17 protein-coding genes are annotated in these 19,636 nt (G+C 63.0%); 2 read left to right on the top strand and 15 right to left on the bottom strand.

The genetic code is table 11. The features are described 5' to 3' along the window. Window positions 1-34: 34 nt before the first annotated feature. Window positions 35-1,021, top strand: coding sequence for a ketopantoate reductase family protein (locus tag FGL98_RS01480; protein ID WP_146314900.1), 987 nt, complete (start codon window positions 35-37; stop codon window positions 1,019-1,021). A 28-nt stretch (window positions 1,022-1,049) separates the two neighbouring features. On the opposite strand, the gene FGL98_RS01475 is transcribed toward FGL98_RS01480, so the two are convergent. From FGL98_RS01475 to FGL98_RS01430, 10 genes are all read right to left on the bottom strand, one after another. Then, window positions 1,050-2,279 (bottom strand): metal-dependent hydrolase family protein, encoded by a 1,230-nt coding sequence (locus tag FGL98_RS01475; RefSeq protein WP_146314899.1) that lies wholly within the window; start codon window positions 2,277-2,279, stop codon window positions 1,050-1,052. A gap of 121 nt (window positions 2,280-2,400) precedes the next feature. Further along, window positions 2,401-4,053 (bottom strand): amidohydrolase, encoded by a 1,653-nt coding sequence (locus FGL98_RS01470; protein WP_146314897.1) that lies wholly within the window; start codon window positions 4,051-4,053, stop codon window positions 2,401-2,403. Between the two features lie 42 nt (window positions 4,054-4,095). After that, the gene (locus FGL98_RS01465) at window positions 4,096-5,580 is read right to left on the bottom strand and encodes an aldehyde dehydrogenase (protein ID WP_146314896.1); all 1,485 of its coding nucleotides are present in this window, start codon (window positions 5,578-5,580) and stop codon (window positions 4,096-4,098) included. 59 nt (window positions 5,581-5,639) lie between these two features. Beyond that, window positions 5,640-6,953: a hypothetical protein gene (locus FGL98_RS01460; RefSeq protein WP_146314895.1), complete on the bottom strand. Its 1,314-nt coding sequence runs from the start codon at window positions 6,951-6,953 to the stop codon at window positions 5,640-5,642. Between the two features lie 67 nt (window positions 6,954-7,020). Then, on the bottom strand, window positions 7,021-7,371 hold the full coding sequence (locus tag FGL98_RS01455) for a carboxymuconolactone decarboxylase family protein (RefSeq protein ID WP_146314894.1): 351 nt from the start codon (window positions 7,369-7,371) through the stop codon (window positions 7,021-7,023). 8 nt (window positions 7,372-7,379) lie between these two features. Beyond that, window positions 7,380-8,282 (bottom strand): MaoC family dehydratase, encoded by a 903-nt coding sequence (locus tag FGL98_RS01450; RefSeq protein ID WP_146314893.1) that lies wholly within the window; start codon window positions 8,280-8,282, stop codon window positions 7,380-7,382. Between the two features lie 4 nt (window positions 8,283-8,286). Further along, entirely contained in the window at window positions 8,287-9,492 is a 1,206-nt protein-coding gene (locus FGL98_RS01445) for a CaiB/BaiF CoA transferase family protein (RefSeq protein ID WP_186525912.1), read from the bottom strand. Window positions 9,493-9,574: 82 nt separating this feature from the next. Continuing rightward, complete coding sequence (locus tag FGL98_RS01440) at window positions 9,575-11,239, bottom strand: amidohydrolase (RefSeq protein WP_146314891.1); 1,665 nt, start codon at window positions 11,237-11,239, stop codon at window positions 9,575-9,577. Window positions 11,240-11,322: 83 nt separating this feature from the next. Further along, on the bottom strand, window positions 11,323-12,882 hold the full coding sequence (locus FGL98_RS01435) for a class I adenylate-forming enzyme family protein (RefSeq protein ID WP_146314890.1): 1,560 nt from the start codon (window positions 12,880-12,882) through the stop codon (window positions 11,323-11,325). A 47-nt stretch (window positions 12,883-12,929) separates the two neighbouring features. Beyond that, window positions 12,930-13,397, bottom strand: coding sequence for a MaoC/PaaZ C-terminal domain-containing protein (locus FGL98_RS01430; protein ID WP_146314889.1), 468 nt, complete (start codon window positions 13,395-13,397; stop codon window positions 12,930-12,932). A gap of 335 nt (window positions 13,398-13,732) precedes the next feature. Here FGL98_RS01430 and FGL98_RS01425 point away from each other — a divergent pair, with 335 nt between their 5' ends. Then, window positions 13,733-14,290: a TetR/AcrR family transcriptional regulator gene (locus tag FGL98_RS01425; protein ID WP_186525911.1), complete on the top strand. Its 558-nt coding sequence runs from the start codon at window positions 13,733-13,735 to the stop codon at window positions 14,288-14,290. A 30-nt stretch (window positions 14,291-14,320) separates the two neighbouring features. On the opposite strand, the gene FGL98_RS01420 is transcribed toward FGL98_RS01425, so the two are convergent. The 5 genes from FGL98_RS01420 to FGL98_RS01400 form a co-directional block, all read right to left on the bottom strand. Next, window positions 14,321-15,547: a CaiB/BaiF CoA transferase family protein gene (locus FGL98_RS01420; protein ID WP_186525910.1), complete on the bottom strand. Its 1,227-nt coding sequence runs from the start codon at window positions 15,545-15,547 to the stop codon at window positions 14,321-14,323. Between the two features lie 61 nt (window positions 15,548-15,608). After that, window positions 15,609-17,306, bottom strand: a complete 1,698-nt coding sequence (locus FGL98_RS01415; protein WP_146314886.1) for an amidohydrolase — start codon at window positions 17,304-17,306, stop codon at window positions 15,609-15,611. Between the two features lie 95 nt (window positions 17,307-17,401). After that, window positions 17,402-18,238 (bottom strand): ATP-binding cassette domain-containing protein, encoded by an 837-nt coding sequence (locus tag FGL98_RS01410; protein WP_146314885.1) that lies wholly within the window; start codon window positions 18,236-18,238, stop codon window positions 17,402-17,404. Then, entirely contained in the window at window positions 18,235-19,281 is a 1,047-nt protein-coding gene (locus FGL98_RS01405) for an ABC transporter ATP-binding protein (protein WP_146314884.1), read from the bottom strand. The genes FGL98_RS01410 and FGL98_RS01405 overlap by 4 nt, the downstream gene beginning before the upstream one ends. Beyond that, the gene (locus tag FGL98_RS01400; protein WP_146314883.1) at window positions 19,278-19,556 is read right to left on the bottom strand and encodes a hypothetical protein; all 279 of its coding nucleotides are present in this window, start codon (window positions 19,554-19,556) and stop codon (window positions 19,278-19,280) included. Before FGL98_RS01400 ends, FGL98_RS01405 begins: the two co-directional genes overlap by 4 nt. Window positions 19,557-19,636 lie beyond the last annotated feature (80 nt).

Here is a 19,636-nt window from a genome sequence, read left to right as displayed (position 1 = left end):
ATTCGTCAACACGGGCGTCGCGCAAGGAGATCACATGCGGTACTGCGTATACGGCTTGGGCGCCGTCGGTGGGTTCATCGCCGCACGCCTGGCGCGCTCCGGTGCCGACGTGTGCGGAGTGGCACGAGGTGCGACGCTGCAGGCAATTCACGAACGCGGGATCGAAGTGCGGGACGAGTGCGACGTTGCGCGGGCAACGCTGCCGGTGGCCGAGCGGCTCGCCGATCTCGACGGTGTGGACTGCGTCATCCTCGCCGTCAAGGCCACCGCCTTGCCAGCGCTGCTGAACGATCTCCGTAATGGCCTCGCCGGCGACGCCGTCGTGCTGACCGCTATGAACGGGGTCCCCTGGTGGTTCACCGACGGGTTCACCGGGCCGTTGAACGGCGTCGCGCTCGACTCGGTCGACCCCAGTGGGGTGTTGGCGGCGGCAGTGCCTGCGCACCGTGTCATCGGTTCTGCGGTCCACCTGACCTGCTCGACGCCCGAGCCAGGCGTCGTTGCAGTCGGATCCGGCACCAAGTTGGTCATCGGACCCGCGACGTCGGCCGCGCCTCTCGACGAGGCGACCAGGACCGCCGCCGAGGACCTGGTGGTGGCAGGATTCGATGTCGACGTCACCGATGCCATCCACCAGGAGGTGTGGTTCAAGCTGTGGGGCAATCTATCGTTCAACCCGGTCTCGATGCTGACGCGCGCCGACGCGCAACAGATCCTGAGCGATGCACTGTTGCATGACTTCGTGGCCCGATGCGTGGGCGAAGCCAAGACGATCGGTAGCGCGCTGGGCTTCACCACGACGTCCAGCACTGAGGAGCGCCTGCAGATTGCAAGGGATCTCGGGCCGTTCCGGCCATCGATGCTGCAGGATGCCGAGGCCGGCAAGCAGGTCGAGCTGGACGCCCTGCTCGGCTCGGTGCAGGAGATCGGCACTCTGTTGGGCGTCGGCACCCCGGCAATCGACACGCTGCTCGGGTTGAGCCGGGTGCACGCCCGCGCGCACGGCCTCTATCCAGCTTGACGGACACCGACGGTAGCCGCCGCGCGACTCAGGTCCGGTCGACGCTGACCTTGCCGCGCTGCCATACCTGCCGTATGCGGCCTGGCAACGTCGCGACGTCGCTCACGTCCCCGTCGACCACCACGAGGTCCGCAACCTGCCCTGGCGCGATCCGGCCCACGGTCTCGTCCACCCGGCACAGCTGCGCTGCCCGGCCGGTCCCAGCGGCCAGGGCCTGCGTCGGGGTCATCCCGCACTCCTGCATCAGGACCAGTTCCTCCAGGTTGCGACCGTGCGGGCCGACGCCGCTGTCGGTGCCGAGCGCGATGTTGACGCCCGCCTCGACCGCCCGGCGCACCGAGTCCCGGTGGATCTCGGAGACCGCACGAGCCTTCTCCACCACCACCGGTGGCAGGTTCGCCCCGGCCGCCGCAGCCTCCAGCACCGCACGCGGCGCGACCAGCGTCGGCACCAGCCAGGTTCCGCGCTCGAGCATCATGCTGATGGTCTCGTCGTCCAGGAAGATGCCGTGCTCGATGGAGCGCACCCCGGCGCGCACCGCATTCTTGATGCCCTCGGTGCCCTGAGCGTGTGCCATCACATCCCGGCCGACGGCCGCCGCCTCCTGCACCGCGACCTCGATCTCGGCCGGGGTGAACTGGGTGTGCGTCGGCTCATCGCGCGGCGACAGCACTCCCCCCGTCGTGCAGATCTTGATCACGTCGGCCCCCGCCCGCAGCATGCTGCGCACCACCTTGCGCATCTCGTCGGGCCCGTCCGCGATCCCCGCCGGCCGACCCGGATGCGGCAGGCTCAGCGGCAGGTCATGACCGGAAGCGAACCACCCGTCGGTGTGTCCTCCGGTCTGTCCGATGATGTTGATCGCCAGCAGGACCCGCGGCCCGGGCATGAGATCGTCGGCGACTGCCTGCTGGATGCCGAGGTCAGACCCGCCAGCGTCTCGCACCGTGGTGACCCCGGTCGCCAGCGTGGCCTGCAGGTTCCGCGCGGCCTCGTAGAACTGGTAGGAGAACGGTTTGGTCACGCGCTCCATCAGGTCCATCCCGGACGCGGTCAGGTGCACATGACAGTCGAAGAAACCCGGCAGCACGGTCGCGCCCGAGACGTCCACGACCGTGTCCGCATCCAGGCCGGTGCCGACCTCGACGATCACCCCGTCCTCGACCAGCACGTCGGCGACGCCCGGATCCGACCCAGTGCCGTCAAACACCCAGCCTCCGCTGAGCAGGACCCGAACACGGGACTGCGACGTTGTCATACAAGCTCCATCTCTACTTGGTTCAGTTCGAGGCTTCTGAGACCGCGGTGCCGACAACAGTTGCTGGCACGGGGATTTTCTATCACTTCCCCAGACCACTGACTCACGACCACTCGGCCATTTACTGTTTGGGAAAGTGCCTTCCCCCAACGACGCTTCCAAACACCTCAATTTCCCGAAGTGCTGGTGCTTCTTTGTCCCAGGGGTCATCCCCCAAGATAGCGAAGTCCGCATACTTTCCCGCCTCGAGCGAGCCAATCTCGTGATCCATCTTCAGGGTGTAGGCGGCTCCAAGCGTCATCGCGTGCAATGCTTGATGCACGCTAATTCGCTCGTACTCACCGAGTATCTGTCCACTCGAGGTCCGCCGATCCGCGGCGTAAGACGCAGTCGCCAGCGGGTCCAGGGGGGTCACCGGAGTATCGCAGTGGAGCGTAGTCGGCACCCCACAACGCAGGGCAGTCGCTGCGGCATTCATCCTGGACGCCCGATCCGGGCCTAGAATCAGGTCGCGGTGCTGATCGCCCCAATACCATGTGTGGTTGCTAAAAATATTTGCGCACATCCCCAATTCCGCCATTCGACGATATTGCGCCGCTGTGGTCAGCTGAGAGTGTGTCACCGTGTGTCGGTGATTCCATCGCGGGTGCCGCTCCAACGCGGCCTCAATGGTGTCGAGGAACAGTTCAGTGGCCTCATCTCCATTGCAGTGCACATGCACTGTCAGCCCGGCATCGTGAAAGAGCCCAACCGACTGGGCAAAGGTCTCGGGCGGGATGATCCAGATTCCCTTGCGGGCATCGGGAAGATAGCCTGGCTCCTGCAGTCGGGCAGTAAAACCTTGAATTGACCCATCCAGGACTAATTTGACGTGCCCGAATCTAAGTTTGTCGCTACTGCTTCTCCGCAACTCCAGAATCTTCTTCACCACCGCCGTGGGAGACGTCGATTCCTCAGGGCTGGCTCCCCGATAGAAGACTGAGATTCGCGCCGGGAAGTCCGGGTCGTCGACCGCCGCACGATACACGCGCACCATGTCGTCATTCATTAGGACCGTACTGCCAAGGTCGGTGAGAGTGGTTACTCCGTGGTTACGAGCATCGGCTCCGAACCGCCAGGCAGCCGCTGCTTCGAAGCTCAGCACTCGTGCAGTTGGGACACTTCTCACGAGTGACATTGCCGCTGGCTCTTGCAACTCACCTGTGGGCTCTCCCGAGGCATCCTTCACGACGCCCTCGACGGTCGTGGCACGAGTAATTCCCTCGTTGGCAAGCACTTTCGAGTTCACCGTAAGGAGGTGCCCACTCTGATGAGTGACTACAATTGCCCTATCTCGCGAGGCGACGTCGAGGTCGTGTCTGTCAAGGCGTTCCCCCGGAAAGAAGATCGGATCGAGCCCCCAGGCAAGCAAGGTTTCGTCGGGCGAAGAAAGGTTCGATGCGGCTTCACGAAGCCGATCCACGACGGCCCCCGTCGTCGTGCAGCCCTCCCAGACGTGGCCATCCGGATCGGTCCGATCGTAATAGCCAACGTACACATAGTCCCACATTCCGCCGGACATAACATGCGTATGCGCTTCGACGAAGCCCGGTAGGATCACCTTGTCCTGGTACCGGGTATCGATAGAGAACTCCCCATACGCTGCCAACTCATCGAGTGATCCCACGGCCCGGATTCGGTCGCCCCGAACGGCAATCGCCCTAGCAGTTGGCCGAGATGGGTCCATGGTGCGGACCTGCCGGGCTGGATAAACGATCAAATCATCTGCAGACATGGCTTTCCCCTTCAAGTGGACGGTACCTAAAGCGTCATGGGTCTAGTGGATGGTGATCCAGATGGTCTTGGTCTCGGTGTACTGCTCAAGTGCTTCCAGTCCGTTGTCGCGCCCGCCGAAGCCGGACTGCCGGTAGCCGCCGAACGGGGTGGTGATGTCGCCCTCGCTGTAGCCGTTGACGGCGACAGTGCCGGCGCGGATACTGCGGGCCGTGCGTAGTGCTGTGTCGATGTTCCTAGACCAGACAGTTGCGGCCAGTCCGTATGAGGTGTCATTCGCGAGGAGCGTGGCATCGTCCTCGTCGTCGAAGGACAGGACCGATACCACCGGGCCGAAGATCTCCTCACGGGCCACCGACATCTCCGGACGAACATCGGCTAGTACCGTGGCACCGACGAACCATCCACCGCTGTCGGTCAAGAGACGCTTGCCGCCCGTGACTAGCGTGGCGCCGTCGTCCTGGGCTTGCTGGACGTAGTCGAGCACCCGCTCCAACGCGGACGATTCGATCAATGGCCCGATCACGGTGGCATGGTCTGTCGGTTCGCCGACTGTCCGTCGTTCGGCTTCCGCTTTGAGCGCCTCCACGAGCTCCGCCTTGATCGAGGAGTGCACCAGGATCCGCGACCCAGCGCTGCAGTTTTGTCCAGCGGCCCAGAACGCGGCGTCAGCGAGATCGGCGGCGACGGCGCCCAGGTTGTCTCTGCAGTCGGCCATGACGATCTGCGGGCTCTTGCCGCCGAGTTCGAGCACGATGCGCTTCAAGTTGCTGTCGGCCGAATACCGGAGAAATTCCCGACCAACCTCGGTTGACCCGGTGAAGGTGATCATGTCCACGTCCGGGTGGAGTCCAAGAGCTTTTCCGGCAACGTGCCCCAGCCCGGGGACCACATTGAACACGCCCCGTGGGATGCCGGCTTCGGTCGCAAGCTCGGCAAGTCGCAGCGTGGTCAGTGAAGCGAGCTCTGGTGGCTTGATGACAACCGAGTTTCCCGTGGCAAGCGCGGGGCCGATCTTCCAGGCGAGCATCGCCATTGGGAAGTTCCACGGAAGCACCCCGCCAACGACTCCGACGGGTTCGCGGACGATCAGGCCCACGTGGTCGTTGTCGGAAGGAGAGGTCTTGCCAAACACTTTGTCAATGGCCTCGGCGTACCAGCGGATGGTGGTCAAGACGTCGGGCAGGTCGGCATCACGGACGTCACAGGTCGGTCTTCCTGCGTCGATCGACTCGGTCAGGGTCAGTTCATCACCGTGGGTCTCAATCAGTTCCGCGAACTTCAGCAGCGACGCTTTTCGGACCGTAGGCGCGGCCCTGCTCCAGTCGCCACGCTCGAATGCCGCTCGAGCCGACCGGACAGCACGGTCGACGTCGACCTCCGTGCATGCGGAGATCTGGGCGATGACTTGGCCGGTGGCCGGCTCGAGGCTGTCGAAGGTGGCGCCGTGGGACGCGTCAGCGAATTGACCGTCGATGAATGCCTGGGTGCGGATGGTGTCCGGCAATCCCGGGTGGGTCGTGGTCATACGAAAGTGCCTCCAAAGGGTGGTGCTGGGACAGTGCACCCGCGGTGTCGGGACTGGCGTCAGTGCCAGTCACGTTGGTGGTTGGCATGCGTCGTCAGGTACGCGCCGGGCGCGAACTTCGCGTCGTAGAACTGGGTGTCCAGGTGCTGCGCTTGCAAGTAGTTCATGATCTGCACGGTGGGCACAGTTCCGGGGAACTTTCCGAAAGTCTCATCGATGTATGTCGCTTCCAGAGTGAGCAGTTCGATGAACTTGTTGTCGTACGGTGCGGCGCTTGCCCGGACTGCGGCGCTCTCCGTCCATGGTCCTGGGGTGTCGGGATGGAACGGACCTCCCGGCCCGAACTTCCGGTCGACAAAGCCGAGAACGGCCGCGGCGACGTCGGGGAAGTGTGGTCGGGAGAAGGTCTCGAACACCCCCGGCAGTCCTGTCGGGTTGGGCATCGCCCACCGATCATCGTGTTGCACCGAGAATCCAAGCCCTGGCACTCCTTCGGCCCCGGAGGCACCGAGGATCGAGAGCCGGTCGATTCCGTCGAAGGACCACCCTCCCAGGCCCATTGCACCAAGCAGCAGGTGTCCGTTGTAGGTGGCCGTCATCAGTTCGGCGGAGGCCTCCGCGAGTGTGTACTGCTCGACGAATGTCAGCGACATCGGGGTGTCGAAGTGTCGAAGATGGCTGAACTGCTGGATGCCGGGAATCGCTCGACCGTGGACGTCGTCGTAGATGACGTAACCGTTCTGTGCGAAGAACGCGAGATTTGCCAGCAGGTGCTGGGCGAGGTCTGCTACGGGGATGACCAGCAAGCTCCCGGGCGCGTTGGCAATCCAGGTGTTATGGCCTTCGAGGAATGGCTCCTCCCGTGGCAGGTATACCCGGTCGTCGGACAGCTTCTGGTACCGAGTGGTTGTCGCGGCGAGCCACTCGTCGAGATCTACTTCACCGTCTACGACCGGAACATTCGGTGCCGCATCTCTGGTGGGTAGGTAGTAGACGCCCGAGTCGTCCGTGAAGAAGAACTGCGAGGTATGGAATCCGGCTGCTGAGGGGAACGTGCGCCCGCTTGCCGACCCGCTGTAGTTTGGAAACGCGGGTGCGTAGCCCGGGTGGTGGACGATGCCGTGGTGCCAGCCGGTGACACCCGTGACGGTTGACAGGATCAGCGCACGCTCCAGGTCACTGAGCGGCTGCGGGTCTTGGGGGCTCTTCCAGGCGAGGGGGCCCGCGGGGATCTCTCCGCCCACCGGGAACCGGCGAGACCGGCGGCCATAGATTCCTGCCAGCAGCGGGAAGCTTGCCACACTCTCCAGTGCCGTTCGTTCTTGTGGGCTGATCTTCAGGTGGCTGGCCACGTCGGGCGCTTCGCCGCTCATTCGATGACTCCGTCCAGATGTGTTGGGTTTGCTGTGCGAGATGGACGCTGGGCTGAGCCGGATTCGTTCACTGCGGCTCCGCCGGTGTGGCGCTGTCGTAGAGTTTCATTGCCAGCGCACTGTGCGCTCCTGCCCCCCCGGCTCGCAGCGCTGCGGCAAGGAGCGCCGCCTCGGCAAGCTCATCTCGGGACACGCCTGCTCGCTTCGCGGCACCGACGTGTTCCTCGATGCAGTAAACGCATTGCGTCACGTGGGCGCAGGCAATCGCGATGAGCTCCCTGTACTTCAACGGGATCGCACCGTCCTCGATACCAACCACCTGATCGAGCTGCATCCATGCGGCGAACTCTCGCGGTGCCGACTTGCGCACCTCGCTCAGGAGGTCCATATCGGTTGGGTCGTGGTAGTGGCTGCTCATGGTTCTCCTCAGGTCAGGGCGCGATTGCGTGCGACGGCTGGCGGTGGTGATGTCGGACGGACGCGGACAGCGCCCTGCGAGATGGCCCGGCTGCCATCCTCGGTCAGAAGTTCAAACCAGACTGTCCCGTGCGGGCGGTCATCGAAGACCTCGATCCGCGTGGTCGAGGGGCACATCACCATGGCACGCAGGCTTGCCTGGAACCCCGCCACGGCCGTCGGGTCGCCGCCCAGCTCGTGGTTGACGATGTCGCTCAGCGCGTAGGCGATGGTGCCAGTGCCGTGGAGAATCAGCCCGGGAAGTCCAGCCCGTGTCGCGACCTCGATATCGGTGTGGATGATCCCGTAGTCCCGTGCGCACTCGGAAAACACATACGGTGCAAGGGGTCCGATCTGAATCGTGCCGGATCTGGATGAACGATCAGCTGCAGCGGGTCTCTGCGAAACCGGGGCATCCGGGACGAGCGTGTCCCCGTTCAGTGGAACCCCCCGGAAGACTGTGGCGGTGTGGGAGATCGCCACGACCTCGTCGCGGACGTCGGTGGTTACGGTCTTCAGCGTGAGGCGGGCACCGGACCGACGTCGTTCTACTCCCACAACCGAGGTTATGGAGCTGAGCACGTCACCGGAGCGGACTTCGCGGCTGAGAGCGGTGTGGTTATAGCTGTGCACCCCCTGCAACCGCTCGATCGCCGTCAGTTCGCCCAGTACCTCGTGGAGGTTGGAGATCGCTTCCCACTCCAGGTGCGAGATGTAGGCCGGGTGACCCGGCAGGACAGTGTCGCCGCGGTTGTCGTAGTAGTGCGGCGTCAGGTCGCCGACGGCCGCCGCATAGTTCATCAGCCAACGGTCCTCGACGTGCTCGGACGCAGGCGCGCCGGTGCGCCCGATCATTTCTGTTGTAATGGGCACAGGGTCACCTCCGCGACTCTTCGACTTCGATGGTTCGGCCAAGGATCTCTCGCAGGATCCAGTCACGATCCCCGTTCAGGCTGGGCGCTTTTCCGTGTGCTCGACCACACCAGTTGTCGATCTTGATCGGATTGCCGACCGTCGTGATGCTGACCCCATCCCCCGACACCTCCAGCTCCATTTCGCGAGAACGGGCCTGACTCGATGCCAGCGCCTCACCCGGGTTTCGGATTACCGCCGCCGGTACCCGATATTCTGAGAGCCGGTCTACCGCCTCGTCCCTTGTCTGTCTGCTCAGCCATTGTTCGAGCGGTTCCCGGATTACCTCGTCAAAGCGTTTGACTCGCTCCGGCCCGGTGCCTAGCCCGGCACGTTGCGCTATTTCAGGGGACCCGATCGCCTCACAGAATCCTTCCCACTGGGGTGGTGTGGTCACGTCGATGCAGATGTAGCCGTCTCGGACCGGGAAGACTCCGTAGGGGGCGTAGAACGGGTGCGCGGATGGGTCCCAGTCCTTTCCGTAGAGGAGCGCGTAGGTGCTCCTGATCTCGTTGAGTGAGAGCATCGAGTCGTACATCGCGATGTCGACCCGACCTCCCTCGCCGGTCATCGCCTTTCGGTAGAGCGCCATCAGCAGGCCGCTCAGCGCGTGCAACGCGGGAAACATGTCGCCGACCGGGGGTCCGACTGGCGCCGGGATCGCGTTCGCGTCCTTCTGATAGAAGACGCCGGCCTCGTACTCGGCCACGATGTTGTAGGCCGGTCGATGTTTCATTGGTGATTGGCTGTGCCCGAACCCGCTGACAGAGCAATAGATCAAGGATGGATTGATCTCATACAGATGCTCCTGCGGGAAGCCGAGCCGTTCGAGCACACCCGCCGCGAAGTTCTCGACCAGGACGTCGGCCTTCCGCACCAGCGCTGCCAGTTCCTCTCGACCGGACGCCGTCTTGAGGTCAAGAACGATGCTCTTTTTGCCTCGGTTCATCCGGATAAAGTAGGCACTGACACTTTCTCCCGATGGCCCCGGCACGAATGGTTCGAGTCCTCGGGTGTCGTCCCCGGCAGGTGGTTCGACCTTGATGATCGTCGCTCCGGCATCCGCCATCAGCATCGTGCAGTACGGCCCGGCAATGTAACGGGACAGGTCCAAGACGACGACACCCTCCAACGGGGGAGTCTGCGATGTCCAGGCGGTGTGTGGGGGCATGTTCGGAAGGTTCCTATCTCTCGTGTTCGCAACCTTTTGACAGGCGGCGCGCATCAGTTGACCCCGTGCGTGAGTCGATGCATCAGCATCGGTTGTCAGATTCGCGTGGTCCGCCAAAGCGGTCGGTGGGATCGAACCCGAACACGCCGCCTACAGCGGTGGCCAGCACCTCCACGTCTTCGAGACGCTCGGGCGCAATGACAGTTGGATCATCGTCCAGGACCACGAAGTCAGCTAGTTTCCCGCGCTCGAGCGTTCCAAGGCTCCCCTCCTGGAACGTCGCATAGGCCGATCCCCAGGTGTAGGCCCGGATGGCCTCCTCGACGCTGACCGCCTCCTGCGGGTTAAAACTGGCACCGGAGTCCGTGCGCCGGTTGACCATGTCGTGGATCCCCCGCATCGGCCTGCCGTCTGAGCAGGGGCGATCCGAACTTCCAGGAAGCGTGATCCCCCGGTCTAGGAACGACTTCGCTCGATAGACATTTGGCAGTTGTTCCGCCGAGAGCAGGTCCAGCATCCCATCACCGACAAGCCCCACAAAGCGCCCTTGCGGCGATGGAACCACGCCGAGCTCGGCGATCCGTTCAAGGGCTTCCACGGTGGCGATTGAACAGTGCTCGATGCGATGGCGATGGTCCCGCCGAGGCTGGATGGCCAGGGCTTCCTCGAAGCAGTCCAGTACGAAGTCGATCGCGCTGTCCCCTTGCGCATGGACCGCGAGTTGCCATCCTGCGCAGTGCGCTTCGATCATCCGAGTCCGCAGCCACTGCTGGTCCTGCTGGATCCGTGCCGACTCGTGGACCCCTTCGGGGTAGCCCGCCTTCAGCGCCGCGGTCCGGCCCAGCACCGAACCGTCGGTAAAGAGCTTGACCGGACCGATCCGCAACCATTCGTCACCGAATCCTGTTCTCATGCCGAGGTCCAGCGAACTGGACGGTGTTCCCGAATCGGGCAGGTCGAGCCGGTGCAGCACTTCTCCCGCCGGCATCAGGGTGGTCCGGACACGCAACAACCCCTGCTCCCGCGCCTGCTGATACGCCTGCGCCTCGGCCGCAGAACGGCCAACGAGCCCAGACCCGATACCAGCCTCTTGCACACTGGTAATGCCTTCGCTGAGGTACTGCTGATGGGCGCGACCGACGGCCGCGGTGATCTGATCGGTCGTATATGGGCGAGCCTGGGTCAGGACGAGTGCGTGGGCCTCCTCCTCCAGCAACCCGGTGAAACGCCCAGTTGAGTCGCGTCCAGGCTGGGCGCGCTCGGGTAGCTGACTCAGGTCCAACATGGACAATGCCGAACTGTTGACCACTGAGGCGTGGCCGGACGATGCGATCAGCCACACCGGGTGCTCGGGAGCCACCTCGTCCAGCATGGCGAGCGTCGGTGTTGCTCCGCCCATTCGACGGGGGTGGTGGCCGCTACCGATGATCCATTGCCCTTTGGGCGTGGACCGTGCCCGTTGCGCAACTCTGTCATAGACCACTTCCACGGAAGTGACCTCTGGCTCGTCCAGGCGTAGTTCGACCAAGGACAAGCCGTACCACGCGGTGTGACAGTGCGCGTCATGGAAGCCGGGCACGACGGTCGAACCACCGGCGTCTCTTTCGACCACACCTGAAAGTTCCTCTCCCGAGGCCTGGGCCAGAGCCACGATTCGGCCGTTGTGCACTGCCATCGCATGCGCGCGCGGCCGGGCGGGGTCGCCGGTCAGGATGTTCGCGTTCTTGAGCACAAGGTCGAATCGCATGGACTGTCTCCTGGAGCAGGGTCGGTTGGGATTGGAGTCAAGCGGCGAGACACGGGTCTCCCGGTCTCGTGGAGGCGGTCGTGTCACCCAACTTGCCGGCGCTGTCGGGTATTCAGCCGCGCCTCCGCAATGTCCGCCACTGCACGGCTGGCAAGCAACTGCTTGTCGACCTTGCCAATCGGAAGGCGCGGTAGATCCGGGAGAGCGATAAAGGCCTTGGGCACCTTGTAGTTGGCAAGTCGAGAGCGACACCAATCCGCCAACTCGTCCAGTGCCTCGAGACTGGCCTCGCAGTATGCGACGCCGACCTCGCCATACAAGGGGTCTGAGACTGGTACGACGACGGCCATACGCACCGGAGGGAAGGACTCCAGCACGAGTTCTACCTCACGTGGGTACACGTTGTAACCACCCGACTTGTACATCTCCTTGCGACGGCCAACAAGCCTCAAGTTCCCATCCGCTTGGAGAACCCCAAGGTCCCCCGTTCGGAAGAAGCCGTCGCTGTCGAAGGCTGCATCGGTCGCCGCCGGGTCATCAAAGTACTCAAGAAGAAGTCCTGGGTGGCGGACCAGAATCTCCCCCGGCGTGCCCGCCGGGACCAGCCCGCCACGGCTGTCCACATACTTGATCTCGACCTGTTCGATCGGCCGCCCGACGGTGGTGGTGACCGTCGTGGAATTCGCATCCGCGTCCGTGTAGGTAATGGAACCGGTGACCTCTGTCATGCCGTACGTCGATCCAAGTCGAATTCCCCGCAACCGATAGGCCTCCGCCACCGTTTCAGGCAATGGGCCACCACCCCAGAAGGACGCCTGCACACTGGACAGGTCGGTCGTCGCCCAACAGGGGTGCTCTACCAGCAGCTTCAAGGTTGTGGGCACCTGCATGATGGCGGTGACGCGGTGGGTGGATATCGCCATGAGCATCTGCTTCGGGTCGAACCTCTCCTGGAAGACGATCGAACCGCCACAAATCAGTGGCGTACAGCACAGATCCCCCACCCCTGCAATGTGGTTGATCGGCAGGTTGGCGATGACTCGCGGCGTGTCCAGAAGTTGGTGGGCTGCCTGAATGGCGAAACTCGACGTGATCCCCGAGTCGCTGAGGACCGCGCCCTTTGGCGCGCCAGTACTGCCCGAGGTGAAGACAATGAGTGCCGGGCTGCCTGGGTCCACGGAATCGCGGCGTCTACGCAGCTCAGCGTCCTCTACCCGGGAGGCACCTCGACCGCGCAGTCCGTCCGCTGGGCTGTGTACGGCATCGAACATGACAGGCGCTGCAACCCCGCACTGGGCGGTGACTCGGGTCAGTTCCCCCCGGTAGGTTCGACCTTCAACCTCCGTGAGGCCGAAGACCAGCGCTGGCCGACTGACGGTGATCACATGCGCCAGCTCACGTTCCTGATATCTGGGGTTCAGCCCCACCCACACGCCTCCAACGGAGACCGTCGCAAGGAAACTGACCCAGAACTCCGGACGAGGGGTGGACAAGAACGCGACCCGATCACCGGGCCGAATACCGGCGCCCACGAGCGTGGCCGCCAACTCGTCGACCTGGTCACGCAGCTCCCGGTAGGTGATCGTCTGGTCCCCGAAGATGCACGCGACCGCATCCGGGGTGCTCGTGGCCCAATGGTCCATGTAGTCAACGATTCGCCGGCGACCGATCGCCGACGTTCCCAGCCCCGTCACGCGTTTCCCCCGTCATACCAGAGGCTGAGCCACTCGGCCACCATTGCGGGCTTGACCTGGCCCTCGACGTCCAAAACATTGTCGGTGGTGACCAGCGCGCCGTCGCCTCGAGGAACCACGGCCGTAATCGTCGAGCGGAGTCGGAGCCGCTGGCCCAGCATCACCGGCGCAGTAAAGCGCACCTTGTTCAAGCCGTAGTTGAAGCCCCACTGCTGCTCCGAGAACCGTGGTGCATGCTTGAACTTGAAATAGAGCAGCAGGCTCAGCAGCAAGAACCCGTCGACTAAATCGCCGCCCAACGGGTTGTTGTGGCTTGTGGTCAAGTCGACGTGTTCGGGGTCAAGGTAGGTCGACCAAGCGAACTTCTCCAGGTGTTCACGGTCGATCTCCAACCAATCAGACGTAAAGTACGTGTCGCCGACACGGGGCGCCAGCGAGGCCAATAGGGCATCAGTCGTGGACATAGACCAGCTCTTCCTAGAAGGAGACGAAAGTAGAGGCGGGCAAAGCCCGTGAGTTTCTTGCGAATTACCCCTGACACGAGCCCTGGGGTACGACACTCCTCACTCACCAGAGCGGCGGCATCCGTTACGACATCCTTGCCAAGACGGCGCGTGCCACGTTCGTCCATATAAGTTATTGCTTGCTTTTGTTAAAGTAACACCGTACCGTCATGTGGTCAACAGTCTGAAGGGAAATAGTGATGGCCGGATCCTCTTCGCCCGGAGCCAAACACGCGAAAACTGCGCGGGAGGGGGATTACCGGCGGCACCCTGTCCAAACGAGAGGGCAACGATCGGTGCGCAAGATCCTCGACGCAACCTTGGAGATCATCGTGGAGGACGGGCTCCCCGGCTTGAACACCAACCGTGTCGCCAAGCGCGCCGGTGTCAACGTGGCAACCGTCTACTCCTACTTCCCGGACAAGATCTCGATCCTGCGGCAACTGGCTAAAGAGTTCGAGGAAAAGCGTGGAGACTACGTCGCCGACCACGCACGCCTGCTGCCGACCACACCCGACTGGAAGCATTGGTTCGATGAGGTCATCGACCGACTGGTTCTGTTCCGTCTCGAAGAACCTGGGGCGGTCGAACTTCGTCGGGCCGTCATGAGCTCTCCCGACTTGAAGTACCTGGACGACGACTCCACCGATCGGGCCGTCGAGTCGAACCTGCCCGGACTGATGGCGCACGGCAGGGCGCTGCGCGAGCGCCAGGCTCGCGTGATCTCGCGCGTGGTGGCGGTGACCATCACCGCCATGATCGACAGCGCTTTCATGGTGGACCCGTACGCCGAGGAACAGATCGGCGAGCTCAAGAGCATGATCGGCAGCTACCTGGCGCTCCACCTGGATTGAGCCACGGTGCCGACGCCGAGCCCGTAAACGTCAGTCCGGCCGACGCGAGTCGGCTGGGTGCATCGATTCCCGTACCGCGCTGATCTGGTCGGGTGTCAGCCCTGCCAGCTCTCGGAGCACCTCATCAGTATGCTGGCCGAGGCGGGGCACGACTGCGAAGTGTGGACTCGTCATGTCGTCGATCCGGATCGGGCTGGCAGGCACCTGCATACGGGCCTTACGGCTTTCGCCGACCTCGATGACCATCTCTCTTTCCTGCGCCTGCCGGGAAGCCAGTACTTCACCCGGTTGCCGAACAACGGCCGAAGGGACCCCCGAGGAGCTCAGCAGCGTTGCCACGTCCTCGGACCTACGAACCGCGAGCCAGGTGAGCAGCGGAGCAGCCAGCAGCGTGTTGTAGTTGACGGATCGCCGCGGCCCCGTGGCCAATTGAGGCATCGCAGACAAGTCCGGTCGGCCAATGACTTGGCACAGCGTCTCCCATTGCCGGTCAGTCACAACATCGATACAGACGAAGCCGTCCCCACTGGGGAAGACGCCGCTGGGGCAGTAGTAGTCGGGCGAATCATCCGGCTCGGCATCATCGAGCCACGTGGCGTTGCTGATAGCGGCCTCGTTCAACGACAGCATCGCGTCGAACATGGCGATATCGACTCGGCCACCGAACCCAGTGACCGAGCGGCGATATAGAGCCATCAGGATCCCGCTGAGCGCGTGTGACCCTGGAAAGAGGTCCCCGACATATGGGCCGAGGGATCGTGGAGCATTGCCAGGATCGGGCCTGCTGAAGACACCAGCCTCATACTCCGCGATGAGATTGAAGGCCGGCCGGGCACGTCGCCCGGAAGCGCTGTGTCCAAACCCCGTGATCGTGCAGTAGACCAGTCGCGAGTTGAGGCGATCGAGCGTCGCCGTGTCGAAGCCGAGGTCGGCAAGCACTCCATACCGAAAGTTCTCGACCAGAACATCGGCCTTGGTGATCAATCGCGTGAGGGCATCGCGGCCGGCCGGGCTCTTCAGATCGAGCACCACGCTCCGCTTGCCGCGGTTCATCCTCATGAAGGTGGCCCCGACAACGTGGCCATCACCCACTGGAAACACCGGTTGAGCCCGACGAGAAGCGTCGCCATCCGGCGGCTCGACCTTCACAACCGTCGCACCGGCATCGGCCATCAGCATGGTGCAATACGGGCCGGAGACAAACCTTGTCAGATCGAGTACGACGACACCAGCCAGAGGTGCTCGATCCTGAGTCATCGATTTTGGACGAGACATCATCGCTTTCCGAAGAGGCTCACAGTCGTGAGGTTCAAAGAGCTCAGTTATGGACGTCATCGGTACGCCCGGCTTTTCCAGGCTCGTTCGTGCCATTGATGCAGTGCACGGGCTCGCCGGCTATGCGGACTTCCAGCACCTCAATATCCTTGATCCCGAGGGGATCGATGGTAAGTGGGTTCTCTGCCAGAATGACGAAGTCGGCAAGTTTGCCGGGCTCGATCGACCCCCGGGTGTCGTCGATGAGGTTCTGCCATGCGGCGTCGATGGTGACGGCTCGGAGAGCCAGGTGTGGGGTGACTCGCTCCTCGGGGCCAAGCACCTGGCCACTTCGAGTGAGCCGATTCACCGCGCACCAGACGGCGTGTAGGGGATTCATCGGAACAACCGGCGAATCCAGATGGATGCTAAAACGGATGCCCCTTTCGATGGCCGATTTCAAGGGACTGATACGCCGCGCACGTTCCAGTCCAAGGAACGTGTCCCGGTGCTGGTCGCCCCAGTAGTAGACGTGCGACACAAAGAACGAGGGGCTGATGTGCAGATCGTTGAACCGGTCCAGCTGGTCATCTCGAACCGTTTGCGCATGTTCGATCCTCCAGCGGAAGCATGCCTGAGAGCCATCCGCGGCGGCAGCATACGCGAACAGCAAATCGTCGATAGCAGCGTCGCCGTTGGCGTGGATCGCGGAGCGTAAGCCAAGCCGGGCGAGATCGGATACGCGCTCGGTGAGGGTCTCACGCGACTCGATGGGAAATCCCCGCCAGCTGGGGTCGTAGCCTGAGTCGGCGGCGACTTTGAAATAGGGCTGTGACAGATAGCCGGTGTAGCCCTGTAGCGATCCATCGTGGACACTCTCTCCGTGCGCCCCCAAGGAGAGCCAGTCATCGCCTTCCCCCTCGAGATCGCCGGTCAGTTCGGTGACGGTCGGGTTCGACCACTGCATCATGATGACGCGCATCGCCAGGGTTCCTGCCCGTCGCCATCGGCGAAGATCTTCAAGTGCGGGGAGGTCACCACCAGCGATGATCGATGTGGTGACCCCTACCCCAAGGTATTCCCGCATCGCATGCGCTGCGGCCAGATCACGCTCACTGCCGGAGGGTGGTGGAATCTCCCTCTCGATGAGCCTCGCCGCGGCCTCTTGCAGCAACCCGGTGGGTTGACCGCTGACTGGGTCTTTATCGATGTACCCACCCGTTGGGTTTGCCGAATTTGCAGTGATACCAGCGACCTCCAATGACCGGCTATTACCCACTCCCATGTGCCCTGATGCGTGCCAGACCCAGACTGGCCGGTCGGGACTCACTCCATCCAGCTCCCACCGTGTCGGGTGACGAGTCTCGGTAAGCAGGGTCTGGTCATACCCACGACCCAGCACCCACCCATCGCTGTGTCCGGCCCATCGCCCCATCTCTTCAACGAGACTCGCGATATTTCGTACCAGCCCGTTGGGCGGGGCGGACAGGTCGGTCCATCGGATGCCCTGGAGTCCTGACCCCGGGAAGTGACTGTGAGCGTCGATGAAGCCCGGGAGTACAGTCGCGCCCTTCAGATCAACGATCCGGGTGCGCGGGCCTCCGGTTGCGAGTACCTCCTGATTTGAGCCCACCCCCGTCACTCTGCCGTCCAGGGTGGCGAACGCCTCGGCAGTGTCTGTCAGGCCGTTGCAGGCCTCGTCAAAACTCTCCGCCATGGTGATCACCTTGGCGTTCGTGTAGATGATCTCCGGTGCGGGCACGTTACTTCACATCCTTCTGCATGGGCACGCTGACGTCATCGGTCTGACAAATGTTCGCTGGTGGCGCAGGACTTCTCTCGCGCGCCCGGACCGACCTATCCGACTTCTTCTGCGCACCGACTTGCCGGCACATCGGTCAAGGTTGGCACCGCTCCTTGCTCGAAGGATGGTTCAGCGGACAAGAGAGCAATGGTGTAGGGCTCCTGCGGACGATCAAAGACGTCCTCAGTGCTCCCGATCTCGACGATCTTTCCCTCATTCATCACTGCGACGCGATCCGACATGTGGCGGACCACTGACAAGTCATGGGAGATGAACACATAGCTCAATTCGCGCTGCTGCTGCAGATCGAGAATAAGGTTGAGGATCTGCGCCTGGATGGAGACATCGAGCGCACTGGTTGGTTCATCCAGCACAACAAGATCCGGCTGAGTGCTGATCGCCCTCGCAATGCCGATCCGTTGGCGCTCTCCACCGGAGAAGGCGTCAGGCAGTTGACGCGCCGCCTCTGGCGTAATGCCCACCGAGTTTAGTACCTGCTCGGCCGCCGCTCTGGCCTCCCGACGAGACTGTCCGTCAGAAGCCACCAGGGGTTCCATCACCGAACGTAGCGCGCTCATGCGCGGATCCAGCGCGTCTCCGGGGTCCTGGAATACCATCTGGATGCGGCGCCGATGGCTGCGTAGTCGTCTGCCACGCAGCCGCGTGATGTCCTCACCATCGAAGAACACAGAGCCCTGGTCCGGATGGTGCAACGACAGCATGATCCGTGCGAGCGTGCTCTTTCCGCACCCGGACTCCCCCACAATGCCGAGCGTTTCACCCTTGCGGACAACAAGGGATACGTCGTCGACTGCGTGAACCGGCTCACCAAAGCGCGTGTGAAAACTCTTACGGACGCCACGAAGGCCCAGGATCTCGCTGTCGGTCATCGGCCGGCCCCCCCTGATCTAGGGCCGAGCAGCGGATCCAACTCGTCCGCGACCCAGCACCGGACGGCGCGCGTTCCGCCCGACGCGACAGAAAGTGTCTGGGGCAGTTCGCAACCCGCTCTCGCATGCGGGCACCGCGACTGGAATCGGCATCCCACCGTGGTGCGGTCACTTGCCACAATTCGACCCGGGATGGTCGTGAGCCTGGATCGCCGCACACCATCCGAGCGAGGAATGCACGTCACCAGTCCGGCCGTGTAAGGGTGGCGCGGAGAGCTGAGCAACTCGGACGGAGTGCCTTCTTCGACGATCTGACCCGCGTACATCACCACGATGCGGTCGCACACCTGGCTGACCACTCCGAGATCGTGGGAGACCAGGAGAACACCCAGCCCATGCTCCCGCCGCAGGTCGTCAAGGAGTCGAAGAATCTCCGCCTGGACCGTCACGTCAAGCGCAGTGGTGGGCTCGTCCGCGACCAGCAGAGGCGCCGATGCAGCCATGGCGATGGCGATCATGACTCGCTGTCGCATGCCACCGGAAAGCTGGTAGGGAAACTGATTCATGCGCAGCTCAGGTTTGCTGATCTGGACAGACCGAAGAGCCGCGAGAGCACGTTCCGTCGCTTCCCGCTTGTTCTCCACAAGTCCGTGAAGTAGCAGTACCTCGGCGATCTGCTTACCAATCCGCATACACGGGTTCAGCGCGGTCATGGGTTCCTGAAAGATGATCGACACATCGCGACCACGAACTGTTTCCCACGCCGCCTCAGACATCTCCTGGACATCTGAGCCCATGATCTCGAATCGAGCAGCAGATACGGCGGCGTCTGTGGGAAGCAGGTTCATCGCCGCCAGCGCAATACTTGACTTACCGCATCCGCTCTCACCGATAAGGCCGACCGTCTCGCCCGGCTTGACTTCCAGGTCGACTCCGCTGACAGCCTGCTGACCGGACCGGTAGCGAATGGATAGGTCTTTCATCACCAGGATGGAGTCACCGTCTGCGCCCGGCGTGACCCGAGCACTGATCGGGAGGGTCATTTGCTGACCCACGTGGTCTTCAGGGCAGTGCGGGCACTGTACTGATCGGCGGTATAGCCGTGCACGTTCTTGGACCAGATCTCCGTGCGCTGCGCCATGGCGTAGGGCACAACCGACAGGACATTCTGTGCAGCGAAGTCCTCGGCTGCCTTCAGCGCGGTTGCTTCTGCCGCCGGCGTCGGCGCTGCGTTGATCGCGTTCAGCAGATTGATGGACTTCTGCTTGTTGGCCCCAGGGGTCTGGACACGTAGCGTCTCGGCTGGGTCGGATTCCATTGTGATGTAGGGGATTTCCCTGCGCGTGTCCCGCGCTTTGATGCCTTGAACCTGGGATAATGAGTACATGAATCAGTTTG

Source organism: Leekyejoonella antrihumi (assembly GCF_007845645.1).
GTDB classification, from domain to species: Bacteria; Actinomycetota; Actinomycetes; order Actinomycetales; family Dermatophilaceae; genus Leekyejoonella; species Leekyejoonella antrihumi.
This window is presented reverse-complemented; position numbering and strand designations above follow the sequence as displayed.